Source organism: Staphylococcus sp. AS1337 (assembly GCF_051408735.1).
Taxonomy (GTDB): Bacteria; Bacillota; Bacilli; order Staphylococcales; family Staphylococcaceae; genus Staphylococcus; species Staphylococcus xylosus_B.
Genome location: NZ_JBOIHZ010000002.1, coordinates 61,992 through 87,496, shown reverse-complemented (window position 1 = coordinate 87,496; position 25,505 = coordinate 61,992). Strand labels below are relative to the sequence as shown.

20 protein-coding genes are annotated in these 25,505 nt (G+C 32.7%); 10 read left to right on the top strand and 10 right to left on the bottom strand.

The genetic code is table 11. From position 1 onward, the window contains the following. Positions 1 to 38: 38 nt before the first annotated feature. Positions 39 to 1,730, bottom strand: coding sequence for a septation ring formation regulator EzrA (ezrA, locus tag ACSUE0_RS03155; protein ID WP_017722142.1), 1,692 nt, complete (start codon positions 1,728 to 1,730; stop codon positions 39 to 41). Between the two features lie 223 nt (positions 1,731 to 1,953). Between ezrA and ACSUE0_RS03150 the strand changes: the two genes are divergently transcribed. The 3 genes from ACSUE0_RS03150 (at position 1,954) to ACSUE0_RS03140 (ending at position 4,020) form a co-directional block, all read left to right on the top strand. After that, on the top strand, positions 1,954 to 2,418 hold the full coding sequence (locus tag ACSUE0_RS03150; RefSeq protein ID WP_017722143.1) for a GAF domain-containing protein: 465 nt from the start codon (positions 1,954 to 1,956) through the stop codon (positions 2,416 to 2,418). Positions 2,419 to 2,673: 255 nt separating this feature from the next. Continuing rightward, the gene (rpsD, locus tag ACSUE0_RS03145; protein WP_436956062.1) at positions 2,674 to 3,276 is read left to right on the top strand and encodes a 30S ribosomal protein S4; all 603 of its coding nucleotides are present in this window, start codon (positions 2,674 to 2,676) and stop codon (positions 3,274 to 3,276) included. A 231-nt stretch (positions 3,277 to 3,507) separates the two neighbouring features. Beyond that, entirely contained in the window at positions 3,508 to 4,020 is a 513-nt protein-coding gene (locus ACSUE0_RS03140; protein ID WP_107558250.1) for a GNAT family N-acetyltransferase, read from the top strand. A 94-nt stretch (positions 4,021 to 4,114) separates the two neighbouring features. On the opposite strand, the gene ACSUE0_RS03135 is transcribed toward ACSUE0_RS03140, so the two are convergent. Next, positions 4,115 to 4,855, bottom strand: a complete 741-nt coding sequence (locus ACSUE0_RS03135) for a glycerophosphodiester phosphodiesterase (protein ID WP_119613483.1) — start codon at positions 4,853 to 4,855, stop codon at positions 4,115 to 4,117. A 79-nt stretch (positions 4,856 to 4,934) separates the two neighbouring features. Between ACSUE0_RS03135 and ACSUE0_RS03130 the strand changes: the two genes are divergently transcribed. The 3 genes from ACSUE0_RS03130 to serA all read left to right on the top strand — a co-directional run bounded on the left by ACSUE0_RS03130 (position 4,935) and on the right by serA (position 8,312). Then, positions 4,935 to 5,375 carry an SACOL1771 family peroxiredoxin gene (locus tag ACSUE0_RS03130; protein WP_119613484.1) on the top strand — a complete coding sequence of 147 codons (441 nt, stop codon included), beginning with the start codon at positions 4,935 to 4,937 and terminating at the stop codon, positions 5,373 to 5,375. Between the two features lie 167 nt (positions 5,376 to 5,542). Further along, entirely contained in the window at positions 5,543 to 6,703 is a 1,161-nt protein-coding gene (locus ACSUE0_RS03125) for a pyridoxal-phosphate-dependent aminotransferase family protein (protein ID WP_119613485.1), read from the top strand. Continuing rightward, positions 6,696 to 8,312: a phosphoglycerate dehydrogenase gene (gene serA / locus ACSUE0_RS03120; RefSeq protein ID WP_119613486.1), complete on the top strand. Its 1,617-nt coding sequence runs from the start codon at positions 6,696 to 6,698 to the stop codon at positions 8,310 to 8,312. The genes ACSUE0_RS03125 and serA overlap by 8 nt, the downstream gene beginning before the upstream one ends. A 280-nt stretch (positions 8,313 to 8,592) precedes the next feature. Here the strand turns inward: serA and ACSUE0_RS03115 are convergent, their stop codons facing one another. The 3 genes from ACSUE0_RS03115 to ACSUE0_RS03105 all read right to left on the bottom strand — a co-directional run bounded on the left by ACSUE0_RS03115 (position 8,593) and on the right by ACSUE0_RS03105 (position 12,209). Beyond that, positions 8,593 to 9,714, bottom strand: a complete 1,122-nt coding sequence (locus ACSUE0_RS03115) for an HAD family hydrolase (RefSeq protein WP_119613487.1) — start codon at positions 9,712 to 9,714, stop codon at positions 8,593 to 8,595. Between the two features lie 198 nt (positions 9,715 to 9,912). Continuing rightward, on the bottom strand, positions 9,913 to 11,409 hold the full coding sequence (nagE, locus tag ACSUE0_RS03110) for an N-acetylglucosamine-specific PTS transporter subunit IIBC (protein ID WP_436956058.1): 1,497 nt from the start codon (positions 11,407 to 11,409) through the stop codon (positions 9,913 to 9,915). Positions 11,410 to 11,588: 179 nt separating this feature from the next. Further along, complete coding sequence (locus tag ACSUE0_RS03105) at positions 11,589 to 12,209, bottom strand: lysophospholipid acyltransferase family protein (RefSeq protein ID WP_436956056.1); 621 nt, start codon at positions 12,207 to 12,209, stop codon at positions 11,589 to 11,591. Positions 12,210 to 12,376: 167 nt separating this feature from the next. Between ACSUE0_RS03105 and ACSUE0_RS03100 the strand changes: the two genes are divergently transcribed. Further along, complete coding sequence (locus ACSUE0_RS03100; protein WP_119613489.1) at positions 12,377 to 13,672, top strand: S1C family serine protease; 1,296 nt, start codon at positions 12,377 to 12,379, stop codon at positions 13,670 to 13,672. Positions 13,673 to 13,980: 308 nt separating this feature from the next. Here ACSUE0_RS03100 and tyrS read toward each other — a convergent pair whose 3' ends face one another. After that, complete coding sequence (tyrS, locus tag ACSUE0_RS03095; RefSeq protein ID WP_119613490.1) at positions 13,981 to 15,243, bottom strand: tyrosine--tRNA ligase; 1,263 nt, start codon at positions 15,241 to 15,243, stop codon at positions 13,981 to 13,983. A 385-nt stretch (positions 15,244 to 15,628) separates the two neighbouring features. Here tyrS and ACSUE0_RS03090 point away from each other — a divergent pair, with 385 nt between their 5' ends. Beyond that, positions 15,629 to 16,528 (top strand): transglycosylase domain-containing protein, encoded by a 900-nt coding sequence (locus tag ACSUE0_RS03090; RefSeq protein WP_436956054.1) that lies wholly within the window; start codon positions 15,629 to 15,631, stop codon positions 16,526 to 16,528. A 213-nt stretch (positions 16,529 to 16,741) separates the two neighbouring features. On the opposite strand, the gene ACSUE0_RS03085 is transcribed toward ACSUE0_RS03090, so the two are convergent. After that, the gene (locus tag ACSUE0_RS03085) at positions 16,742 to 18,409 is read right to left on the bottom strand and encodes a formate--tetrahydrofolate ligase (protein ID WP_119613496.1); all 1,668 of its coding nucleotides are present in this window, start codon (positions 18,407 to 18,409) and stop codon (positions 16,742 to 16,744) included. A 318-nt stretch (positions 18,410 to 18,727) separates the two neighbouring features. After that, positions 18,728 to 20,437: an acetate--CoA ligase gene (gene acsA, locus ACSUE0_RS03080; RefSeq protein ID WP_436956052.1), complete on the bottom strand. Its 1,710-nt coding sequence runs from the start codon at positions 20,435 to 20,437 to the stop codon at positions 18,728 to 18,730. A gap of 180 nt (positions 20,438 to 20,617) precedes the next feature. On the opposite strand from acsA, the gene ACSUE0_RS03075 reads away from it, so the two are divergent. After that, entirely contained in the window at positions 20,618 to 21,250 is a 633-nt protein-coding gene (locus ACSUE0_RS03075; protein ID WP_436956050.1) for a GNAT family N-acetyltransferase, read from the top strand. A gap of 13 nt (positions 21,251 to 21,263) precedes the next feature. Continuing rightward, entirely contained in the window at positions 21,264 to 22,421 is a 1,158-nt protein-coding gene (locus ACSUE0_RS03070; protein ID WP_436956048.1) for an acetoin utilization protein AcuC, read from the top strand. Positions 22,422 to 22,739: 318 nt separating this feature from the next. On the opposite strand, the gene ccpA is transcribed toward ACSUE0_RS03070, so the two are convergent. Then, a complete protein-coding gene (gene ccpA, locus ACSUE0_RS03065) occupies positions 22,740 to 23,729 on the bottom strand; it encodes a catabolite control protein A (RefSeq protein ID WP_107551384.1) in 990 nt (329 codons plus the stop codon). A gap of 484 nt (positions 23,730 to 24,213) precedes the next feature. After that, positions 24,214 to 25,305 carry a bifunctional 3-deoxy-7-phosphoheptulonate synthase/chorismate mutase gene (locus tag ACSUE0_RS03060; protein WP_017722161.1) on the bottom strand — a complete coding sequence of 364 codons (1,092 nt, stop codon included), beginning with the start codon at positions 25,303 to 25,305 and terminating at the stop codon, positions 24,214 to 24,216. Positions 25,306 to 25,505 lie beyond the last annotated feature (200 nt).

The following is a 25,505-nucleotide window of genomic DNA, read 5'->3' as shown; positions in this document are numbered from 1 at the left end:
CGTGTCAACTTACTATATAATATGAGTTATAACCGAACTTAACCGATAACTTTTGATTCAATTTGTTTTGTAACACCTGGCTCTACGCTTTCTAAAGCTTGCTCAGAAATTTCAATTGAACGTTTGTAACGGTTATTTTTAAAAAGACGTTCTGCTTCGTTTAGGCTCTTATCTATATTCGAACTGTCTTTACGATAACGGTTACCGTATTCAATTAATTTTTCGGCATAAACAGCATTCACAAGTACATCAGTAGCTTCATCTTCAAATTTATTCATTTGTAGTACTACTTTAGAAACTTTATCTTTTAGCTGTTTAACATGTATTGGGCGTACGCTGAATTTTTTATTTACTTCTCTTACTTCGTAATCAATTTCATTCTTCATGATAATAAAGCGCTCTGGTACACTAGGTAGATTTGAAGCAAGTAACTTTCTGTACACTTCTTCTTTTTTACTTTGTACACGTAAGATATTTTCTTCTGCTTCTGCTTCATCTTCACGCAATTGAACTAAATGATTTTGTAATTTTTCTTGTTTCTCGTTAATGACATCAACATGTTCTTCGATATATTTCAAGTTATCTTGAACTTCGCTATATCTTACTGCTGATTTTGACATTTCTCTAAGGATATCATCGTATACAGCAATCATGTTTTGAATTTCATTTTCAAACTGTCGTACATTTTGCACATCGCTTTCATTAATATAATAATTTTCACGAACATATTCAATTTCAGTTTGTAATGTATAATTCATTTCTTTAGCTCTAAATAAATTATCAGTAATAACTTCTTTTGTTTCTTCTACTTCATTTTTAGCTGTCACTTCATGTTCAATTAAATCATACATCTCATCTAATCGATCATTAATACTATTAAGTTTTTCATTTGCTTCATCAAGCTCTAATCTACTAATCATTGGTTCAACAAAACTAAGTTCAGTCTTCAATGTTTGTAGCGTGCTATCAATCTTGACATGGTCTAAATCATAACCCTCAACTTTTAAGTCTCTACAACCATATTTAAGGTCTTGGAATTGTCCCGGTAATTCTTTTTGCGCTTCTTTAATCAAGTCAGGAATTTCGTCCATATCTTTTTTCAAATAATTCATATCATCATTTAAAGTTTTAATATGTTCATGCGCTTGATTATAGTTGCCTTCATTTTTTAACGTTTCATATGTCTCCATTTCAGGTACAAACGATTCAATTTCTTGTTCAAGTGGCGTAGCTGCTTCACCAAATTGATGTCTATTTGCTAATACATCACGTTTCATTTCACGATAATCAGTTGTACATTCTTCGTATAAATGATCGCTTTCTTTATGTAGTTCTATAATATTTTCTACTTTTGTAGTAAGTTCATTATAGTTCGCTTCATATTGATCCATCATTTCGTGGGCTTCATCCACTTCGGTTTGAGCTTGTGAAAACTTAAATTTATCTAACAAACCTTCTGCACTATGAATTTTTTCTTCTACTGGTACTAAATATTGGTTTTTACTATCTAATGATGATTGTTTTAAATTGTCATAGGTAGATTTTGTTTCACCAGTTAAATTTAACTCAGATAATTGAGATAAACTTTCATCATAAGGTAATTGTTCTACTTTAACTTTACGTTCTTCTGCCTTTTCAATAATTTGGCTTTTGTTTGAACGCATATAGAACAATACACCAACAATAATCAGTATTATGACAATAATTGCTAAAATGATATACAATACCATACGTTTTCTCCTCCTATTTTATCACTATTTATTATAACGTAATTTACCTATGCATTAAAAGAGAAAATGAATTAATTCATATGAATATTTCAATATTTGCGTTAAATTCACCTCTAGTAATTATATGTATAAAGTAATTTAAAAAAGCCCTTACAAATCATTTGTTTGATTACTATTAAAACAGTCTTTATACTAAATGAAAAGTAAAAAGTGAGGTTTTTGTATGTCAGAGGTTAAAGAAACCAATTATAACTTATTAGAAAAACAAGTTTATAGTTTAATAGAAGATGAATCAAATTTAATCGCCATACTCAGTAATGTGTCTGCTTTATTAAATGATTCTTTAGATCAAGTCAATTGGGTTGGTTTTTATTTAATAGAAAATAATGAATTGATTTTAGGCCCCTTCCAAGGTCATCCAGCGTGTGTGCACATTGCAATTGGCAGTGGTGTATGCGGTACTGCAGTAGCTCAAGATGAAACACAGTTAGTAGCAGATGTTCATGCCTTCCCAGGTCACATTGCTTGTGATGCTAACAGCAAATCAGAAATTGTAGTTCCTATTCATCAAAATGAACAAATAATTGGAGTATTAGATATTGATGCGCCAATCACAAATCGTTTTTCAGAAACTGATAAGAACGCATTAGAAAATATTGTAAAAACTATTGAAAATCAAATCGCATAAGTGTAAAAGAAAACTACCTATCATTAAAATACTCATTAGTTGTTGACAGTTCTTAATATCATGGTACAATGTATTTTGTGTGAATAAACGAAATTAGCAGTTGTATATTATTTGGCGCTATGTTGTTCCCAACGCGGACGTGCCGTGTAACCGTAGCTATGAGGCGAGGACACATAAAACAATATATCCAAATAAGCATGCAACACTCTTTTTTGTTTTTTCATAACAACAAAAAAGAAAAAGGAGGAGTCTACTATGGCTCGATTTAGAGGTTCAAACTGGAAAAAATCACGTCGTTTAGGTATCTCATTAAGTGGTACTGGTAAAGAATTAGAGAAGCGTCCATACGCACCAGGTCAACACGGTCCTAACCAACGTAAAAAATTATCAGAATATGCATTACAATTACGTGAGAAACAAAAGTTACGTTACTTATATGGAATGACTGAAAGACAATTCCGTAACACTTTTGAAACTGCTGGTAACCAACACGGTGTCCACGGTGAAAACTTCATGCAATTATTAGCTGCTCGTTTAGATGCAGTTGTATATTCATTAGGTTTAGCACGTACACGTCGTCAAGCTCGTCAAATCGTTAACCACGGTCACATCGAAGTTGATGGTAAAAGTGTTGATATCCCATCATACACTTTAAAACCTGGTCAAGAAATCTCAGTACGCGAAAAATCTTTAAAATTAGATATCATCGCTGAATCTGTTGAGATCAACAACTTTGTACCAGATTATTTAGAATTTGATGCAGACAATTTAAAAGGTAAATATATCCGCGTTCCAGAACGTAGTGAATTACCTGCTGAAATCAACGAACAACTTATCGTTGAGTACTACTCAAGATAAGCGTGATTATGTCGAACCAAGAAATCTTATTGATTTCTTGGTTTTTTTATTGCCTTCTAAACTTTAACTTCCCTCTCCCTATACAATAATATAACGTCTTTAAGTATGAATTGAACTTGTAAACATATTCATGTATATCAAAAATATATACACTGTTTATAATTACATCAAGATTTACAATCTTACTATATTTGAGTATGATGAGCATATATAGTTAAAGGAGTGTATATTTTGATTATTAGAGCTTTAGAAGAAACTGATTTAGAGTTTGTACATCACTTAAATAATGAATATTCAATTATGTCCTATTGGTTTGAAGAACCTTATCAATCATTAAGTGAACTGCAATCACTATATAAAAAACATTTATTGGATGAATCTGAACGCCGCTTCATCATAGAAGATGACAATGTTCGTATCGGGGTCGTTGAGCTAGTAGAAATTAACTTTGTACATAGTAATTGTGAGATTCAAATTATTGTTGACCCTCAATATAGCGGGCAAGGATATGCAAAAAATGCATTTAAAAAAGCAATTGATTATGCATTTCTAGTGTTGAACTTGCATAAGATTTACCTTTTTGTAGATGTTCAAAACGAAAGAGCAGTCCATATCTATAAAAGTCAAAATTTTGTTATTGAAGGCACACTACAAGAACACTTTTATACTCGAGGAAAATATAGTAATTGCCATATTATGGGTTTACTAAAAAAACATTGGATTAATACACATGAAGATAGTTAATTGTAAATAATCCATACATCTATAGTTAAATTACAATATGTGAACTTAGTTGAAATCAATTCATTTACAAAGTTCACATATTTTTTATGTTAAGTTATTTTAATTTTGTCGGATTATCAGAAATTAAACCATCAACGCCTAACATGATTAACTTGTTAGCAATGCTCGGCTCATTAACAGTATACGGCATAACTGACAGTTCAAGGCTATGTGCAGCAGTCATAAATTTATGATTTACTAAGGAATAATGTGGATTTACATAATCCGCATATACTGCAATTTTGTCAAAATTCGGCATTCTATACCAATATTTCCTTTTGCTAATTAAAACACCAAGCTTAAACTCCACTTTCATTTCATAGAGGTTACGAATACATTTTTGATCAAAGGATTGTATAATTACTTTTTCCTCAGAAATGTCATGTTTTTTTAGCATATCAATTAATTGTTGCTCAATTTCTGGATAAATATGAGGTTGTTTAATTTCAATTAGAAGCTTTTGCGGGTGATTTTTAATTAATACCAACACTTGCTCTAATGTCATCAAATGTTGTCCTTTAAATTTAATATGCTTAGCCACACCATAATCAAATTGCCTCAATGCATTTAAACTATAATCTTTCACTTTGCCTTTACCGTTTGAAGTGCGATTTATTGTGTCATCATGAATTACAACTAAGTAATTATCTTTTGTTCTATGTATATCTATTTCTAGCATATCTATACTACTTTCTAATGCAGATTCAAAAGCTGCTCGTGTGTTTTCTGGAAAATCAGTTGAAAACCCACGATGCGCAATCAACATTACTCTACTATCGTCTAAATAGTTATGCATTCTTATAATGCCCCACTTTCATTATCTCTTAGAATCGTCTAAACTAAAGTTATCATAATTATACTGGAGGTCAATCTATATGGTACAACATGAATTTGTAGTACAAACAAATTGGTCAGGTGGCCGTGAATCAGTCGGTGACCTCAAAGGTGATGTTTTAAGTGAGCAAATATCAATACCATCAGGACTTGGTGGTAATGGAACAGGCACAAACCCAGATGAGTTATTAGTGTCCGCCGCTTCATCATGTTATATCATTTCACTAGCGGCGGTATTAGAACGCTCAGGATTCAATAATATTACAATAAACCAATCCTCTATTGGAACAGCAATTTTTGAAAATGCAAAATTCCGTATGGATACAATAATACATTATCCAATAATTTCAGTTGAAACAAATCAAAAAGAACTTTTAACTGAAAAATTACCTAAACTATTAAAGGTTGCAGACAATAATTGTATGATTTCTAATTCTATTAGAGGCAATGTTTCCGTAAAAATAGAACCAAAAATAAAATAATTTTAAAAAAAATTTTATGTGTTACGGAATATGATTAAATTAGCAATGAATACCCTTACATTTGATAGATAAACTGTCTATTCCGTCTGTTTTTTTAATATTTGCACTTTTATATTATCTGAAAATTTGCTAAACTTGTACAATCTTAAGCATTGGGGGAATTACTCATGAAATATTATCATCCTTTGTTACTAACACCAGGACCTACACCAGTACCAGAACAAATTTTACACGCTACACAGTCACCTATGGTCGGTCATCGATCAAGTGATTTCGAAGCAATTGCTGAAGAATCATTTCGTGCGCTTAAACCAATTTTTGGTGCACAAAATGATGTAATGATACTTACTTCCAGTGGTACAAGCTCACTAGAAGCAAGTATGCTAAATCTTGCAAATCCAGATGATGAAATTGTTATTATCGTATCTGGCGCATTTGGTAATCGTTTTAAACAAATTGCAGAGACATATTACAATAATGTACATATTTTCGAGGTCGAATGGGGTAAAGCTGTCAATGTACCTGACTTCATAGATTTCTTGAAATCTTTAAATACTAATATTACAGCTGTTTACAGCCAATATTGTGAAACTTCAACAGCTGTATTGCATCCCGTAAGTGAATTGGGTCATGCACTTAAAGCATATGATGAATCTATTTACTTTGTTGTTGATGGCGTAAGTTGTATCGGTGCAGTAGATGTTGATTTACAACGTGATGCAATTGATGTCCTTATTTCAGGTAGTCAAAAAGCAATCATGTTACCACCTGGTTTAGCATTTATAGCTTATAATGATCGTGCTAAAAATCGCTTTAGTGAAGTTACAACTCCGCGTTTTTATTTAGACTTGAACAAATATTTAAAATCACAATCTGAAAACTCAACACCTTTCACACCTAATGTTTCGTTGTTTAGAGGCGTAAACGCATATGCAAAATTAGTTGAAGAAGAAGGTTTTAGTAATGTAGTCTCTCGTCATTACGCAATACGTGATGGTCTTAGAGAAGCATTGAAAGCACTAGAATTAGATTTACTGGTCGAAGACGAATATGCTTCACCTACTGTCACTGCTTTTACTCCTAAAACAAAAGATGAATTAAATTTCATCAAAAATGAATTAAAAAACCGTTTTGCTACCACAATTGCTGGCGGCCAAGGTCACTTAAAAGGTGAAATATTACGTATTGGTCATATGGGGCAAATCTCTCCATTTGATATTTTACAAGTAGTTTCAGCATTGGAAATTCTGTTAACAGAATTTAGAAATGAATCTTATGTTGGTAAAGCAATCACTAAGTATATGGAGGTCGTCAAAGCTTATGTATAAAATTTTAGTATCTGATCCAATCTCACCAGAAGGTTTAAAAAGTTTAATTGACCATAAAGATTTTGAAGTTAAAATCAATACAGATTTAACTGAAAATGAATTAATAGAAGAAATTAAAGATTACCAAGGATTGATTGTACGTAGTCAAACACAAGTCACTGAAGCTATTATTGAAGCGTCACCTAACCTCAAGGTAATTGCTCGTGCTGGTGTTGGTGTGGATAATATCGATGTGGATGCCGCTACAAAAAACGGCGTGATAGTAATCAATGCACCAGATGGTAATACAATTTCTGCCACTGAACATTCAATGGCTATGATTTTATCGATGGCACGAAATATCCCACAAGCACATCAATCATTAAAAAATGGAAAATGGGACCGTAAGACTTATAGAGGTACGGAACTTTTTAATAAAACACTTGGTGTAATCGGTGCAGGTAGAATTGGACTTGGTGTTGCAAAACGCGCACAAAGTTTCGGTATGAATATATTAGCCTTTGACCCCTATTTATCAGAAGATAAAGCTAAAGAATTAAACGTAACACGTGCAACAGTTGAAGAAATTGCAGAACAAGCAGATTTCGTTACTGTACACACACCATTAACGCCTAAAACAAAAGGTATCGTTGGTAAAGCATTTTTTGAAAAAGCAAAACCAACATTACAAATCATCAATGTAGCGCGTGGTGGTATCATTGATGAAGAAGCATTATTAGAAGCTTTAGATAATGATCAAATACAGAGTGCTGCGATTGATGTTTTTGAAACTGAACCAGCAACTGAGTCCCCTCTTGTTGAAAACGAAAAAATTATTGTTACACCTCACTTAGGTGCTTCTACAGTTGAAGCACAAGAAAAAGTAGCTGTATCAGTTGCTAATGAAATCGTAGATATCTTTGAAAACGGTAATGTATTAAATGCAATAAATGCACCACGTATGACTTACAGTGAAATCAACGATGAGTTAAAGCCATATATCGAATTAAGCAAATTAACAGGTGAAGTTGGCATCCAATTACTTGAAAAAGCACCTCGTGAACTCCACATTAAATACGAAGGTGACATCGCGTTAGATGATACAAGTTTATTAACTAGAACATTAGTTTCAGGTGTACTAAAACGAGATTTAGCTGAACGTGTTAACTTGATTAACGCATTAGTACTTCTAAATGAACAAGGTGTTTCTTATAACATTGAAAAAAATGCAAAACACCGTGGTTTTAGTAATTACATTGAATTAACACTTATCAATAAAGACAAACAAATCAAGATTGGTGCTACTGTATTAAACGGGTATGGTCCAAGAATTGTTCGTATTAATGACTATCCAGTAGACTTTAAACCTGAACAATATCAACTTGTTATTAATCATAATGATAGACCTGGTATTGTAGGACGTACTGGTCAAATCTTAGGCGAGTATGGTATCAACATTGCTTCTATGCACCTCGGTCGTACTAATCAAGGTGGTAATGCACTAATGATTTTATCAATCGACCACCCTGTAACAGAAGATGTTATCGACGGTTTATATCAAATTGAAGGTTTCAATTTAATTAGAAGCGTAGAATTAGAAATTGATAACAATGTTAATTACAATATTTAATCCTTTTTCTTTTTAAATAAATGATATAACATAAGCACGAGTATGGAATTTAATTAAAATTTCTTACTCGTGCTTTTTAATGCTAAATCCTTCTCGTTTTAATGTCGCTAAAGACATTAAAAGACGCTACTTCGCTACGCTATTTAATATGCATTAGTTTTAATGTTTTCAACTTAATAATCACTAAAATATTGACCCTAACTTATTTGGACATAAAAATGACACATTTGCAAATTTATAATCGTTTTCAGAAAATAACTTTGCAATGTGTCAGTAATCATTATAATAAAATATTTCTTATCTCGCCTACATGATCGACTATGTAATCTGCTTCATAAGCTTCTAGTTCTTCACGAGCGTATTGACCTTTCAATCCAGTTAAAGGACCAATAAAAGTTGCGCCAATTTTTTTAGCGCTAAGCAAATCAGCTAATGAATCTCCTACTACAAAGACTTCATTTTTAATAACTCGATTTTCTTGATTTGTTGCATATTTTTTATAATCCTCTTCGAAATTGCCTTCAAGTGTTGCCAAATAGCTAAATGGATTTGGTTTACCTAAAGGTTTCAATTCAGGATAAATATCTTCAGCGATTAGTACTTCGCTTGCAGTAACAATGTGTTTATCTTCGAATATATCTTTAATACCAATTGTATCAAAAGGAACTAATGTTTCCGTGCGTGGTCTCCCTGTGGCAATCGCGATATGATATCCTGCGGCTTTTAAGTCTTCTAACAATTGCTTAATCTCAGCAACTGGTCTTAATACTACCTCATTATATATGTAACCTTTTTTAAAGTCAGAACGATTCAATTTTTGTTCAACCTCATTATAAAGTTGATTACCTAAGTACCATTCTTGATAAACTTCCTGTGAAAGTAACCAAAATGGACTTTTTAACTCAAATAGTGCTGTTTGTTGTGTGTCTAATTGTTCACTCGCATACTTAATCAGATCCTGGTAAATATTGTCTTTACCTGTACGTACATGCTCTAAAAATGATAATGGTGCGTCAAAATTCAATGTTATATCAGAGATTTGATGCCCTAATTTTTGTAATGTTGCTTGTCCAAAATTTTCAGGATTTAAAATTTCCGCTAACGCATCAGCAGATAAAGTTTTACAAATATCAACGAAGTGAATAGCTATTACAACAAATAGCATATCCCAGTTTGAGTTTAAACCAAGTGATTTTAGCTTAGTTAGTATCTCATCATGATAGAATACAATATCCCTGATTTCTGTGATTTGTTCATCACTCAAATTTCCAAATTGTATCGAGGGATCTAAACCAATATAATCATTACTCATAAGCATTTCATATACGGTTAACGCCGATACATCAAAACACCTTTCTTCACTTAAAAAAACACCATCAACATCAAATAATACCGACTTCATACTACCTACTCTCCTTTAATCAGAAAATTCTGATACTATTATATCGTACTATTTTACAAACAAAAGAGCAATGCATTTACTGTGTTTTGTTAAACAAATCAACAGATCTTTTTATAAGTTTTAGCTATAAAAAAACACCTAACTAAGCTGAAGTAATATTATAAATTTCAGCTAATTAGATGTTAAAATACATTTATTTTATCTTTCCATTTGAAGTTCAATTTCATCAGCAACTTGTTGGACTTGAGTTCCAATGATAACTTGTGTATTGTGTTTACCACTCTTCGTTACACCAACAGCACCAGCGCCTTTAATCTTAGCTTCATCAATCACATTATTATCATGTAATTCCATGCGTAACCGTGTGGCACAGTTTGTTAATGTTACAATATTTTCTTTACCACCTAATCCTTCTAAGATTTGACTAGCTGTCTTTGAATATTTACCTGTTTGCGATTTTCCTGAATTTGAAATCTCAGTTGAATCTTCAGTATCTCCTGTTGTAGCTTCATCTGATGTTGGATCAGGTAGTAAGTTATCACCACGACCAGGAGTATTAAGTTTCAACCATTTGATTGCAAATCTAAATACGACGTAATAAATAACAAAGAATACAAGACCTTGAACCATTAACATCATCGGATGGTTTGCTACTGGGTTAATCAAAGATAATAAAAAGTCAATTAATCCCGCACTAAATGAAAATCCTGCTGTCCAATGGAATAACGCGGCTATAAACAAAGATAAACCAGTTAATACAGCATGTATTAAGAATAATAGCGGAGCTACAAACATAAATGAAAATTCAATAGGTTCCGTAACTCCAACGAAAAATGCTGAAATAGCTCCACCAAACATTAACCCGTAAACTCTTTTCTTTTGTTTTGTTTCTGCTGTATGATACATCGCTAATGCGGCTGCTGGGACACCAAACATCATTACTGGGAAGAAACCGGCCATATAACGCCCTGTAACGCCTTGAACTGCACCATCACCAGTTTGGAATTTCGCAATGTCATTTATACCAGCTAAATCAAACCAAAATACCGCGTTTAATGCATGATGTAGTCCGGTTGGGATTAAGAGACGATTGAAAAATCCATACAGAAACGCCCCGCCAGGTCCTAAATCTAATATCCACGTCCCAAAAGTAACAATTCCTGAGTACACAATTGGCCAAACAAATAACATAATAACTGCTATAAATATACTGAAAAACGCAGTTAAAATAGGCACCAAACGTTTCCCACTAAAGAATGATAACGCTGTTGGCAATTCTGTTGTACTAAATCTGTTATACGTATATGCTGCCACTAAACCAATAACCAAACCAATTAAGACATTTTGATTATTCATTTGTTCAAATGCTGCATTTACACCAGATTCTTTCACGCCTAATAATGGCGCTAGTTTTTCTGGACTGAGTACAACTGTCGTTAAGAAAAAACCAACGGCTGCTGCAAGTGCAACTGCGCCATCATTTTTCTTCGCCATACCTAATGCAACACCAATTGCAAATAAAATACCCAATTGTTCAAGAATCGTTGATCCTGCCGTAGAGAAAAAGGCAGCTACTGTAGGCAATATGCCAAGTGCAGTTAATGCATTACCTATACCAACGATAATGGCTGCTGCTGGCAATACAGCTACAGGTAGCATAAGTGATCTTCCTAAACGTTGAAAGAAACTATACATAAATATTCCCCATTTCAAAATAAATTCCCAAAAAAATCACCACATGCACAATATTGTCCACGTGGTGTTTGTAAACTCTTTACTAACTGTTATTGTACAGTTATATAATAACATATGATTTAAAGATTACGTATCAAAAATAAAAAAGTTTAATTATTCCAATATATTAATGTTTTTATTTAGTTATTTTTTACATAGTCATTTAATTCTGATTGTAATTGAATTGTTCTTTGCTCTAATTCTTTAGTTAAATACTCTAATTTTTCATTACGCTTCATGTCTTTTGGAAGATGTTTAGTTTCTATTGGTTCACCAAATCTGATAATTGCCTTTCCAGTAATCAATCCTTTTATTTCTTTTGGTCCAACATAAGCTGCAGGTAAAATCGGCGCTTGAGCCATCATCGCTATAGTTACAGCTCCTCTTTTCATTGGTGAACCTTCATCATACTTCATGCGGTGTCCTGTGGGAAAGATTCCGACAGTTTTATTTTCTTTTAACAGTTTTATTGGTTTTTTTAATGTGCTTGGTCCAGGATTATCTCTATCTACTGGAAATGCATTTAATGACGATAAAAATTTACCAAAAATTTTGTTATTAAATAGTTCTTTTTTAGCCATATAATGTATTTGGTTAGGATAAATCGCTGTTCCTAACATGATTACTTCATTATAACTCTCGTGAGTACAAGTCACTACATACCTATGAAGTTGAGGTATATTTTCTTTTCCTTGAACTTCTAACGAATTACTTAATTTTATAATAATTAATTTCAACAAACCACTTATAAATTTATACATTTTTTGCACCTACTTCATTTTGCTTATCTTTCCTCATTGATTTTATCATTTAGTAAGATTATGGACAAGAAGATTTATATTTCAGTCTAAAGTCGTATAGTGGTATACTAGAAAAAGTTGCACAAAACTTTCATAATAGGATATATAGTAATAATTGGAGGTAGAATATGTCAGAATTTAACAATGAGAAAAATACAAACAACAATCAAAATCACCAACAAAACACAACGCAATACACCTCAAATAAACGGATAAGGCAAAAACCTAAATTCCCATGGTTTAGAACAGTTATAGTTGCCTTAGTCGCTGGTATCATTGGAGCCCTTATTGTATTAGGCGTCGGTAAACTAATGGAAACTACAGTATTAAACGATAATGGCTCATCTGTAAATGAAGCATCAAACACTGGAAATGGTGGAAATACTCTTGATGGAAAAAGCGAAAAGTATAATTCCGTCAATCAAATGATTAATGATGTCTCTCCAGCAATTGTTGGTGTTATCAACATGCAAAAAGCTCAAAACTTAGATGATTTATTAAAAGGTAAATCTTCGAAAGCGCAAGAAGCCGGTGTAGGTTCTGGTGTAATATATCAGAAAAATAATGGTTCTGCATACATCGTTACTAATAATCATGTGATAGATGGTGCGAGCGAAATCAAAGTTCAACTTCATAACTCCAAACAAGTAGATGCTAAATTAATTGGTAAAGATGCATTAACTGATATGGCAGTGCTAAAAATTAATGAAACAAAAGGCACAAAAGCAATCAACTTTGCCAATTCTTCAAAAGTTAAGACTGGAGATAGTGTATTTGCCATGGGCAACCCATTAGGCTTAGAATTTGCTAATTCAGTAACTTCTGGAATTATTTCAGCAAGTGAACGTACAATTGATACACAAACATCAGCTGGTTCAAACAAAGTCAACGTACTTCAAACAGATGCAGCCATAAACCCAGGTAACTCTGGTGGCGCCCTTGTAGATATTAACGGTAATCTAGTAGGTATAAACTCAATGAAGATTGCTAATGAACAAGTGGAAGGCATTGGTTTTGCTATACCAAGTAACGAAGTTAAAGTTACTATTAAAGAACTAGTAGAGAAAGGTAAGATTGATCGTCCTTCTATTGGTATTGGCTTACTCAATGTCAGCGAAATTCCAAACGAATATAAAGACCAACTTAAAACATCACGTAAAGATGGCGCATACGTAGCAAAAGTTGATGGTGATAATGGTCTTAAAGAAGCCGATATTATTACAGCAATTGATGATAAAAAAGTTGAAGAAGATACAGATATTCGTTCTTATCTTTATGAAAATAAAAAACCTGGCGATTCGGTGAAATTGACTGTAGAACGTAAAGGTAAACAACAACAAATAGATGTAACATTAAAAGAACAAAAAACAACATCACAATCTTCTGAAGACTCAAGCGAAGAAAAAAGTTCACCGTTCAATTAATTCCATCTAAGATATTTGTAAATTATTAAACATAATGTGCTTAGGATTGTACAAACCTCTCTCGGTTTTACCTCCTTTGCACATTTTTTATAGTCTTTTTAATGAAATTTACGCCTAAATAGCTTTCCATACAATAATTACAGATTGCCCTCTTGCTTATTAAAAGCGTGAGAAAAATCACCTTGAACTAAAATTTATTATAGTTCAAGGTTTAATCAATATTAATTAGCGTTTAATCAGTCACAATTTTAACTAGATTAAAAAAGCAGCAATCTACTAGGTTCAAATAGATTGCTGCATAAAAATTATTATTTATAATTAACCATAAAGTATTTTTTCTTACCTCGACGTATAATTGTAAACTCATCTTCAATCTTATCATCGTTAGTAAGTTCATAATTAACATCTTGTTGTCTAACACCGTTGATGTAAATAGCACCATTATTTACATCTTCACGTGCTTGTCGTTTAGAAGAAGAAATTCCAGCTTCAACGATTGCTTCTACAATATTTGTAGTCTCCTGATTTAATTCTACTTGTGGCACATCTTTAAATCCTTCTTTTAATTCCGTCGCAGAAAGTGATTGTAAATCCCCGGCAAATAAAGCTTTAGATATACGTATCGCGTCGTCTAAAGCAGCTTGACCATGAATAAAACGTGTTACATTTTCGGCTAATGCTTTTTGTGCTTCACGTAAATGAGGCGCTTCATTTAATGATGTTTCCAATGCTTCAATCTCTTCTTTTTCTAAGAAAGTAAAGTATTTTAAAAACTTGATTACATCTTCATCTGTCGTGTTAATCCAAAATTGATAAAATTCATATGGGCTCGTTTTGACAGCATCTAACCAAACTGCGCCGCCTTCAGTTTTCCCAAATTTTTTACCATCTGACTTCACAACTAATGGAATTGTTAACCCATAAGCCTCATTTTGACCATACATACGACGCATCAATTCAATACCACTCGTAATATTTCCCCATTGGTCTGAACCACCAACTTGAATTTTACAATTATATGTTTTATTTAAATGACCGAAGTCAATCGCTTGTAATATTGTATAGGTAAATTCTGTAAATGAAATACCGTGTTCTAAACGTGTTTGAATAGAATCTTTGGCTAACATGTAATTCACACCTACATGTTTACCATAATCACGTAAGAAATCAATTAAAGAAATTTGGCCAAGCCAATCTTTATTATTAACTAATTTAGCACCTTTTTCAGTACCAAATTCAAAAATTTTATGCATTTGATTACTGATACCTTGTACATTGTTTTCTACTTGGTCTTCGGTCTGTAATTTACGTTCTTCTGATTTACCTGAAGGATCACCTATCATACCTGTGCCACCACCAATTAATACAAGTGGTCTATGTCCATGTTCTTGGAAGCGACGCAATGTTAAGAATGGTAATAAATGTCCAATATGCAAACTATCTGCTGTTGGATCCGCACCACAATATAATGTGACTTGCTCTTTATTTAATATTTCTTCTATACCAGACTCATCAGTTTGTTGATAAATCAAGCCTCTCCATTTTAAATCTTCTAATAGTGCATTTGCCATTGTATCAGCCTCCTGTTTTAATTTATGATTTCACTTCGGATAAAAGTTATGCAGCAATAACGGTACCTTTGTTAAAAATTAAAAAACGCCCTTACAAATTAATGTAAGGGCGCATGCGCACGGTACCACCATACTTAAGTCAAACAACTTTATTAATGATACGTTCATTAACTAAAACGTTTGGATTACTTTAATTAATAAGGTGTATTCACAAAATGCGCAACGTTAGTTCACAACAACCACTAACTCTCTGAAGATAACACAAGAAGTTACTTTTCCTTTATCCAAAAAATGATATCGAATTGATACTAATTATAAGTAACTATAATTTAAAAGTCAATATGTTAATTTATGTTATAATATTGCATACATGAGGAGGCTGTATATGACGCATCAAACAGTTGAAAATCAGCATCAACCGTCATGGTTTGATAAATTTGAAAGCATCTATAAAAAACTGAAACATATTTTCATCGGCTTGTTTGCGATACTAACATGTACCTCGGTGATAATATTAGCAATTACTGTTTTTTATTTTCAGAGTATCACAAAAGAAGCAATACATATGTCTGAAGATGATTTAAAACTTAAATTACTTTACATTGTCGGTAGCCAAGATATAGATTATGACAATAAACATATTTTAACTGAGTATAACGAATCCATGAACACCTTAATTGTTGGCCCTAAAAATGTTAACAAAAATGTCATCAAAGCATTAACAGCTTCAGAAGATAGTTTGTTTTTCAGACATAATGGCATTTTACCTAAAGCTTTGGTTCGAGCAGTTGCCCAAGATATTTTTAATACTGAAAGTGCCACTGGTGGCAGTACAATAACGCAGCAACTCGTTAAGAATCAATTACTAACAAACGAAAAAACATATAACCGAAAAGCGAATGAGTTAGTTCTATCAATGCGAGCTGAAAAATTATTGACCAAAGATGAAATTATATATACGTACTTAAATATTGTACCATTTGGACGTGATTATAATGGCTCAAACATATCCGGTATAGCTTCAGCTTCATATAGTTTATTTGGAAAGTCACCATCAGACTTAAATATTGCTGAATCGGTCTATTTAGTAGGTTTATTACAAAGCCCCTATTTTTATACACCATATGAAGAAAATGGCACTCTAAAATCTGATGCAGATATACAAATTGGTCTGGATAGACAACATTATGTATTAAAACGAATGTTAGTAGAAGAGAAAATCACAGAATATGATTATAAAAGAGCTGAAAGGTTCAGTATTCGCCAACATTTATTATCAAAATAAGCTCTTTGACTTAAATTACCACAGCTAAATTTAAGGAAGTAGGGGTGAAACCATTCAATCAACTATGATTTCACCCCTACTCCCTTATGCATTATAATTTTATCAATCATAAACTAAATGAAAATATTTTATACTTAACGTTAATATTAAAATTTAGTTATCGTAAATACTTTTCTATAGTCATTATTTATACAATATCAATCGTTACTAATTTTAGAATAAACCAACTGCGTGACCATCATCAGTCACATCCATATTTAAAGCAGCTGGTTTCTTAGGTAATCCAGGCATAGTCATAATTGCGCCTGTTAGTGCAACAATAAATCCTGCCCCTGTTTTAGCTTCTAATTCACGGATTGTAATTTCAAAACCCTCAGGTGCACCTAATTGCGTAGCATCATCACTAAATGAATACTGCGTTTTAGCCATACAAATTGGATAATGATCCCAACCGTTATCTTTAAATTGTTGTAATTGTTTTTGTGCTTTACTACTGAATGTCACTTTTGAACCGCCATAAATTTCTTTAACAATCGTTTCGATTTTATCTTCTAAAGGTTGTTCTAAATCATATAAATGTTTAAATGTTTGCGGTTGTTCTATAACTTCTAATACCTTATTAGCTAAATCGATTCCGCCTTTGCCACCTTTTTCCCAAACTTCAGTTAAAGCTAGATGAACACCATTATCTTTTGCCCATTGTTGTACAAATTCTGTTTCTGCATCTGTATCATGTACAAATGCATTTAATGCTACGACTGGTTCTAGTCCATATTTCCTTACATTTTTAACATGACGTTCTAAGTTAACGATACCGGATTTCAATGCTTCTACATTTTCTTCTTTTAAGTTATCTTTTGCTACACCGCCATGCATTTTAATAGCACGGATTGTTGCAACTACAACAACTGCTGAAGGTTCAAAACCTGCTTCACGTGCTTTAATATTAATGAATTTTTCTGCACCTAAATCAGATCCAAATCCTGCTTCTGTAACAACGATATCCGCTAAGTCTCTTGCAGTCTCTGTAGCTAATATAGAGTTACAACCATGAGCAATGTTAGCAAATGGTCCGCCATGTACAAGTGCCGGTGTACCTTCAATAGTTTGTACAAGATTAGGTTTAATCGCATCTTTTAATATCATAGCTAATGCGCCTTCAACTTTTAAATCTGCTACTGTCACTGGTTTACGTGAACGAGTATAACCAATTGTGATATTACTAATTTTTGCTTTCAAATCATTTATATTATTTGCTAAGCAGAGGATTGCCATGATTTCAGAAGCTACAGTAATATTGAAACCATCTTCACGAGGTACGCCTTGAGTCGGGCCACCTAAACCAACAATCACGTTGCGTAATGCACGATCATTCATATCTAATACACGTTTCCACTCGATACGTCTTTGATCTATTTCTAACTCGTTCCCCTGATGGATATGGTTATCAATAAATGCTGATAACGCATTATTTGCAGTTGTAATAGCGTGAAAATCCCCATTAAAATGCAAATTGATATCTTCCATAGGTAGCACTTGAGCATATCCGCCACCAGTAGCACCACCTTTAATACCAAAAGTTGGCCCTAAAGCTGGTTCACGTAGTGCAACCATCACATTTTGTTTAAGTTGATTAAATGCATCAGATAAACCAACTGTAACTGTTGATTTACCTTCACCTGCTGGCGTTGGACTCATAGCAGTTACTAAGACTACTTTCCCCTTACCATTTTTTTGTTGAACTTGATTAATATCAATCTTTGCTTTGTAATGACCATAAGGTTCTAATGCATCCGCTGGAATACCAGCTTTCTTTGCAATTTCCCCAATTGGTTTTAATGTAGATTGATTTGCAATATCTAAATCAGATAAATATGTCAAATTCATTCGTCCCTTCTAAAATTAATTTTTAAATCAATAATCACTATATATTTATCATATATACTACTGACAAAAATAAATCCTTACATACTTTATATTAACCAACTTAAGTTGCGTTGTCGACTTTTATAGATAGCGCTTTCACTAACATAGGTGTAATATTAAAACTTTAGATTACATAAACACTATTTTGTTTTCTAATTCAAAAACTACCTTTATATCTCTTATATGTTTAAGAGATATAAAGGTAGTTTAGGTTGAGTGTTATATAACTTACTGTTCAAAAATAACAAGTTCTATTTTTGGATTAGCCTTTGTTTAATCTTCCATGGTACTTAAATCACCTTCGGGTAAATCAAGCTCCCATGCTTTAAGTACACGACGCATGATTTTACCTGAACGTGTTTTTGGTAACTTATCTTTAAACTCAATTTCTCTTGGTGCAGCATGAGCAGCTAATCCTTCTTTAACAAATTTACGAATTTCTTCTTTTAATTCATCTGATTGGTCATATTCAGGACGTAATGCGACGAACGCTTTAATAATTTCTCCTCTGACAGGATCAGGTTTACCAATGACGCCCGCTTCAGCTACTGCTTCATGTTCTACTAATTTGGATTCTACTTCAAATGGACCTACGCGTTCTCCAGCTGTCATAATTACATCATCTACACGTCCTTGGAACCAAAAATATCCATCTTCGTCTTTATAAGCTGAATCGCCAGATACATACCAATCACCAATGAAATAAGAATCGTATTTTACTGGGTTTTTCCAAATGGAAACCATCATAGATGGCCATCCTTTTTTAATCGCAAGATTTCCCATTCTATTTGGTGGTAATTCATTTCCTTGGTCATCAATAATTGTTGCTTCTACACCAGGTAGTGGTTTACCCATAGATCCTAACTTAACGTCCATAGAAGGATAATTCACTATCATATGTCCACCAGTTTCAGTCATCCACCATGTATCTAGTACACGTTTACCAAAGACATCTTTAGCCCATTTGATGACTTCAGGATTTAATGGTTCACCAACGGATAAGATGCTTTTAACTGATGATAAATCAAATTTTTCAATTATATCATCGCCTGCACTCATCAACATTCTTAATGCTGTTGGCGCTGTATACCATATAGTAACTTTAAATTCTTCGATCATTCCATACCAAGCTTCAGGTGAAAATCTACCACCAGCAATACAGTTTGTAACACCATTTAACCAAGGACTAAATATCCCATAAGATGTACCAGTTACCCAACCTGGATCGGCAGTACACCAATATACATCATCTTCTTTAAAATCTAATACATATTTACCAGATATATAATGTAATAACATAGCTCTTTGTGCATGTAATACACCTTTTGGTTGTCCTGTAGAACCTGAAGTGTAATGTAAGATTAAACCATCATCTAAAGATAACCATTCAGTCTCAAATTGATCACTTGCTTGCTCAAATTCAGTATTAAAATCAACGTAAGCGTCATCTACTTCATCATCTACCACTACAATGGTTTCTAAATGTGGTAATTTATCTTTTGGTATTCTAGGTAGTAATGCATTCGTAGTAATTATAACTTTAGCTTCACTATTCTCTAATCTATCGCCAACCGCTTTTTCCATAAACGCTTCAAATAATGGACCGACAATAGCACCAATTTTTAACGTTCCAAAAAGAGCAAAATAGAGTTCCGGTGTTCTCGGCATAAATACAAAAACTCGATCTCCTTTTTCAACATTAGCTTTATTTTTAAGCACATTTGCAGCTTTGTTAGCATTTGCTTTCATTTCGTTAAAAGTATAACTTTCTTTACGTTGATCATCTTTATAATGTAAGGCAATTTTTTCCCCTTTACCTTCATCTACATGACGATCAATACATTCATGTGCCATATTCACATTTCCTGTTTCATACCATGAAAATGACTTTTCTACCTCTTTCCAATCAAATTGATTATATTCTGTTTCATAGTCTTGAAGGTTAAAATTTCCACTTTCCCCTTTATATACTTCTACTTTCATTTTAAATCCCCCTCTGAATGAAATCGTCTCTTCAAAAATTATTATAACTAACATTTTCAAAATTTTCAAAATAATTAGTGTAAGCGAATTCATTTACATGTTATTTTATTCAATTATCACTTATACTATAAATAATAAGATTGATTATAGAATACCCATGTGGTAGTTTGGAGTGAAAAAATGAAACATATTAAAACGTATCAATCCCAAACCTATCAGTTAGACGAAGGACAGTTTGTCATTGAAGGCCCTATTCCATGTAGAAAGCTTGAAACAATGACATTTGATAAAGGTTTATCTGCCTTTCGTCCACCGAAAGATCAATTTGAAGCAGTTAAAGAAATCAGTGAATTAGAAGAAGGTAGAATATTTATATTACGTAAAGAACAACACATTGTTGGGTATGTGACTTTTCATTATCCTGACCCTTTAGAAAGATGGTCAAACGGTGATTTAGAATACTTAATAGAATTAGGCGCAATTGAAATCAGTTTAGCCTATAGGCACTTACATTTAGGAAGCGAATTGATTAAAGTAAGTCTCGCTGCAGATGAATATGAAGATTACATTGTATTAACGACAGAATATTATTGGCACTGGGATTTAAAAAATTCTGGCCTCGATGTATATGAATATAAAAAATTAATGCAAAAACTTATGGGGTATGGGGGCCTTGAGATTTTTGCAACAGACGATCCAGAAATTACGAGTCATCCAGCAAATTGTTTGATGGCTAGAATCGGTTCAAGAATTTCTATTGACCAATTACAAGCATTTGATGATATTAGATTCATGAATCGATTTTTCTTTTAAAGGGGAGAAAAATATGAGTAATATGCAACAAACAACAGGTTATGTTTACGCTAATGAACTTTTACAATATCGCTTTAGTAATAAACATCCATTTAACCAAATGAGATTAAAATTAACAACAGAATTACTTATGGAACTAGGACAATTAAAGCGACATCACCTTATAGCACCCAGAATCGCATCAGATGATGAATTATCGCTAATACATTCCTATGATTATATACAAGCAATAAGGCATGCTTCGCATGGTATTTTAAATGAAAATGAAGCTAAAAAGTATGGCTTAGATGGAGAGGATACACTTCAATTTAGAATGATGCATAAACATAGTGCACGCATCGTCGGTGGTGCATTAAACTTAGCAGATCAAATTATGAGTGGAACCTTAACAAACGGTTGTCATTTAGGTGGTGGCTTACATCATAGCCTTCCTGGGCGTGCAAATGGCTTTTGTATTTATAACGATGTTGCCATTACAATTTCATATTTAATGAAAAAATACAGTCAACGGGTTCTGTGTATTGATACAGATGCTCATCATGGAGACGGTACTCAATGGAGTTTCTACACTAATGATCAATCACTAATCTATTCAATACATGAAACAGGAAAGTTTTTATTTCCAGGTTCAGGTCATTATACAGAGCGTGGCGCCGAAAAAGGATTTGGCTATACGGTTAATATACCGTTAGAACCTTATACTGAAGATCGGTCCTTTTTAGATGTTTTTAAACAAACCATTGAACCCGTCGTAGCATCATTCAAACCGGATATTATTGTAAGTGTACATGGTGTGGATATACATTATCTTGACCCACTTACACATATGAGCTGCACATTGAATACACTTTATGAAATACCATACATTATCAAATCACTAGCTGATACATATACACAAGGTAAGGTTATTATGTTTGGTGGCGGTGGCTATAATATATGGAAAGTTGTGCCACGTGCATGGTCTCATGTATTTTTAGCATTGATAGGAGAACAACCCCCAACAGGTAATCTTCCAGAACGATGGCTTAGCAAATGGCAACCTTATGCTACTTGTGCTTTACCTACCAATTGGAATGATGATAAAGAGAATTATATAGAAATACCTAGAAGAAAAGAAATAAGTGAGATTAATATGAAACAGGCTCAAAAAGTATTGAACTGGTTTGAATAAGGTTGTAATAATCAAGTTGAAACGTAAAAATTTCTGAGCATAAAATAAGCATCAATTTCTATAATTTTTAATAGAAATTGATGCATTCTTTATTTTCATGAAATTTTGTAGCAGTTTTGTAACATGCCTATTGTTCGGAGTAATTGTATGTGTAAAGTTATACAAGGTCGAACCATACTATACTATATCCTAGCAAGTAGGTAACCTAATCGCAAAATTTCAAATAAAAAAGAGCTAACCAATTATGGATTAACTCTCTGATTTTGAAGAATGAGATTTATGGCCCCACTCCCATTTTGATACAAATAAATATATAAATTATTTTGTAGTACCTCTATATTCAATTCTGTGAGGTAAAATTACATTAGGCTCATCGATATCTTCTTCATTCATATATTTTGTAAGTAATCTCATACCAACTGCACCTATGTCATACAACGGCTGAATAACACTAGAAAGTTGTGGTCTAACCATTTCAACAAGTCTTGTATTATTAAAGCTAACAATTTGTAAATCATCTGGAACACTTACGCCAGCATCTTGAGCAGCATGCACCAATCCAATAGCTTGTTCATCACTGATTGATAAGATTGCATCCGGTTTTGCAGTCGCTAATGATTCAAACGCACGTAACCCATCTTTATAGGTTTCATTTCCATTAAAGATTAATTGTTCGTCTAATTTTAATTTATGTTGAACTAATACATCTTTTAATCCTACTAAAACATCTTCTTGTGCTTTCTTAGAATAATCTCCACCTACAAAGGCAAATGATTTAGCACCTTTTTCGATTAAGTGTTCTGTTATTTCTTTAGCAGCAGCTTCAAAATCAATATTAACTGATGAGATGCCTTCATCTTTACCATTAGTACCTGAAACAACTACTGGTACTGAAGATTTATTAATTAAATCTTTTATTTCCTCAGAGATTGTACCTCCTAAGAAAATGATACCATCCACTTGTTTACTTAACAGATTATTAAAAATTTCTTTTTCCTTACTTGGGTCATTATCAGAATTTGAAATAATAGAATGGTATTTATACATTGTTGCGATATCTTCTAAACCACGTGCTAATTGTGAATAATACACATTTGAGATATCTGGAATAATAACGCCAACTGTTGTTGTACGTTTACTTGCTAATCCTCTTGCTACTGCATTTGGACGATAGTTTAACTTCTTAATAACTTCGTTTACTTTGTCACGTGTTTCAGGCTTAACATTTTGGTTGCCATTAACTACACGAGAAACGGTTGCCATAGAAACTCTAGCTTCTCTAGCTACATCATATATTGTAACAGTCATATTTTCCTCCTTGAAAGCGATTTCTTTATTATTATAATCTGTTTTCATAACATTTTCAAAGTTTACCACATTTTTAGAAAATGTAAAATCATTTTGTTTTAATTGTTATAATGTTTTTTATTCCATAGTATTAAAAACCCCGCTTATATTACTCGCTTTAAATTTTCATTATAATCTAATTAGATAGAATTAAAGATATAAAAATACTACTCAATTTTAAATATAAACTGATATTGAATGTAATGTCTGAAAATAAATTATGCTCAAAGATAATCTCATATTATTGTTAAAATGCCAAAAGAGTGGGACAGAAATCTAATTTATTTAAAAAGATTACGTCATCTTACCTTTAAAATAGATAAAAAAGATTAATCATGCCTGAAGGTTGAGTAGAACCCTCGCTATCTCAATATAATGATTAAGGCTGAGACAATTAAATTTGTCCCAGCCTTATATAGCAATGTTGCCTCAAACTTTGCAACTATTATTTAAGTTTTTTGCTGTTGTACATATCTGCAAGTGGTTTAATTTCATTGTAGAATTTATCAAATTCATTGAAGTCCATTTGTTGTCCACTATCACTTAATGCAACAGATGGATCAGGATGTACTTCAGCCATAATGCCGTCAGCGCCAACTGCTAAGCCGGCTTTTGCCGTTGGAATCATGATATCTTTACGTCCAGTACTGTGCGTAACATCAACCATTACTGGTAAGTGTGTACCTTGTTTTAAGATTGGTACAGCAGAAATATCTAAAGTATTTCTTGTTGCTTTTTCATATGTGCGGATGCCTCGTTCACATAAGATAATATTTTCATTACCTTGTGAAGCGATATATTCAGCTGCATATATAAATTCTTCAATTGTAGCTGATAAGCCACGTTTTAATAATATAGGTTTGTTTGAACGACCTGCTTCTTTAAGCAATTCAAAGTTTTGCATGTTACGTGCACCAATTTGGAATACATCTAAGTATTCATCAGCTACTTCAAAGTCTGCTGGGTTAACTATTTCACTTACGACATTTAAGCCGTATTTATCTTTAGTATTTTTAAGTATTTTTAGACCTTCAACACCTAATCCTTGGAAATCATATGGAGATGTACGCGGTTTAAATGCCCCACCTCTAATGAATTTTTCTCCTCTAGCTTGTAAATTAGCTGCAACGGCATCAACTTGCTCTTGAGATTCTACTGAACATGGTCCAAATACAAATGATTTGTTGCCATCTCCAATAATACCTCCATTATCAAATTGAACAATAGTATCTTCTGGTTTTAATTTTCTAGATACATATAAGTGTTTTTCATTTTCAGATTTTTGCAAATCAGTAGAGGCTTTAAAAATTTCTTTAAATAATTGTTTGATTACATTGTCATTAAATGGTCCTTCGTTCTTATCTAATAATTGATTAATCATTTCTTTTTCACGTTGAGGATCATATACAAGTGTGCCCTGTTTGCGTTTTTCCTCGCCTATTTTTTGTGCTATTTTACCTCTTTTAGATAATAGCCCTAAAATCTCTTCATTAATCTCAACTATCTCATCTCTGTATTCTTTTAATTTGTCTGTCATTTTTATTCACCTCTATGAAAAATTTAAAAAGCGATATTTTATTCTGCTTTAAAGCGATAAAATATATGTTAAACGTTATTCTAACAATAACTACTTAGAAGTTCAAGTAGCGATTGAAAAAAATCACTTTAAAAGTGAATAACATTAATGATAACTGAATTTTCAGTCAATATCTAGGCCTTTTTTACACTATTATATGT

What these genes read in the sequence shown, in the direction of transcription:
- ezrA (WP_017722142.1), bottom strand. Translation starts at nt 1,730, where the DNA reads ATGGTATTGTATATCATTTTAGCAATTATTGTCATAATACTGATTATT.
- ACSUE0_RS03150 (WP_017722143.1), top strand. Translation starts at nt 1,954, where the DNA reads ATGTCAGAGGTTAAAGAAACCAATTATAACTTATTAGAAAAACAAGTT.
- rpsD (WP_436956062.1), top strand. Translation starts at nt 2,674, where the DNA reads ATGGCTCGATTTAGAGGTTCAAACTGGAAAAAATCACGTCGTTTAGGT.
- ACSUE0_RS03135 (WP_119613483.1), bottom strand. Translation starts at nt 4,855, where the DNA reads ATGCATAACTATTTAGACGATAGTAGAGTAATGTTGATTGCGCATCGT.
- ACSUE0_RS03130 (WP_119613484.1), top strand. Translation starts at nt 4,935, where the DNA reads ATGGTACAACATGAATTTGTAGTACAAACAAATTGGTCAGGTGGCCGT.
- ACSUE0_RS03125 (WP_119613485.1), top strand. Translation starts at nt 5,543, where the DNA reads ATGAAATATTATCATCCTTTGTTACTAACACCAGGACCTACACCAGTA.
- serA (WP_119613486.1), top strand. Translation starts at nt 6,696, where the DNA reads ATGTATAAAATTTTAGTATCTGATCCAATCTCACCAGAAGGTTTAAAA.
- ACSUE0_RS03115 (WP_119613487.1), bottom strand. Translation starts at nt 9,714, where the DNA reads ATGAAGTCGGTATTATTTGATGTTGATGGTGTTTTTTTAAGTGAAGAA.
- nagE (WP_436956058.1), bottom strand. Translation starts at nt 11,409, where the DNA reads ATGTATAGTTTCTTTCAACGTTTAGGAAGATCACTTATGCTACCTGTA.
- ACSUE0_RS03105 (WP_436956056.1), bottom strand. Translation starts at nt 12,209, where the DNA reads ATGTATAAATTTATAAGTGGTTTGTTGAAATTAATTATTATAAAATTA.
- ACSUE0_RS03100 (WP_119613489.1), top strand. Translation starts at nt 12,377, where the DNA reads ATGTCAGAATTTAACAATGAGAAAAATACAAACAACAATCAAAATCAC.
- tyrS (WP_119613490.1), bottom strand. Translation starts at nt 15,243, where the DNA reads ATGGCAAATGCACTATTAGAAGATTTAAAATGGAGAGGCTTGATTTAT.
- ACSUE0_RS03090 (WP_436956054.1), top strand. Translation starts at nt 15,629, where the DNA reads ATGACGCATCAAACAGTTGAAAATCAGCATCAACCGTCATGGTTTGAT.
- acsA (WP_436956052.1), bottom strand. Translation starts at nt 20,437, where the DNA reads ATGAAAGTAGAAGTATATAAAGGGGAAAGTGGAAATTTTAACCTTCAA.
- ACSUE0_RS03075 (WP_436956050.1), top strand. Translation starts at nt 20,618, where the DNA reads ATGAAACATATTAAAACGTATCAATCCCAAACCTATCAGTTAGACGAA.
- ACSUE0_RS03070 (WP_436956048.1), top strand. Translation starts at nt 21,264, where the DNA reads ATGAGTAATATGCAACAAACAACAGGTTATGTTTACGCTAATGAACTT.
- ccpA (WP_107551384.1), bottom strand. Translation starts at nt 23,729, where the DNA reads ATGACTGTTACAATATATGATGTAGCTAGAGAAGCTAGAGTTTCTATG.
- ACSUE0_RS03060 (WP_017722161.1), bottom strand. Translation starts at nt 25,305, where the DNA reads ATGACAGACAAATTAAAAGAATACAGAGATGAGATAGTTGAGATTAAT.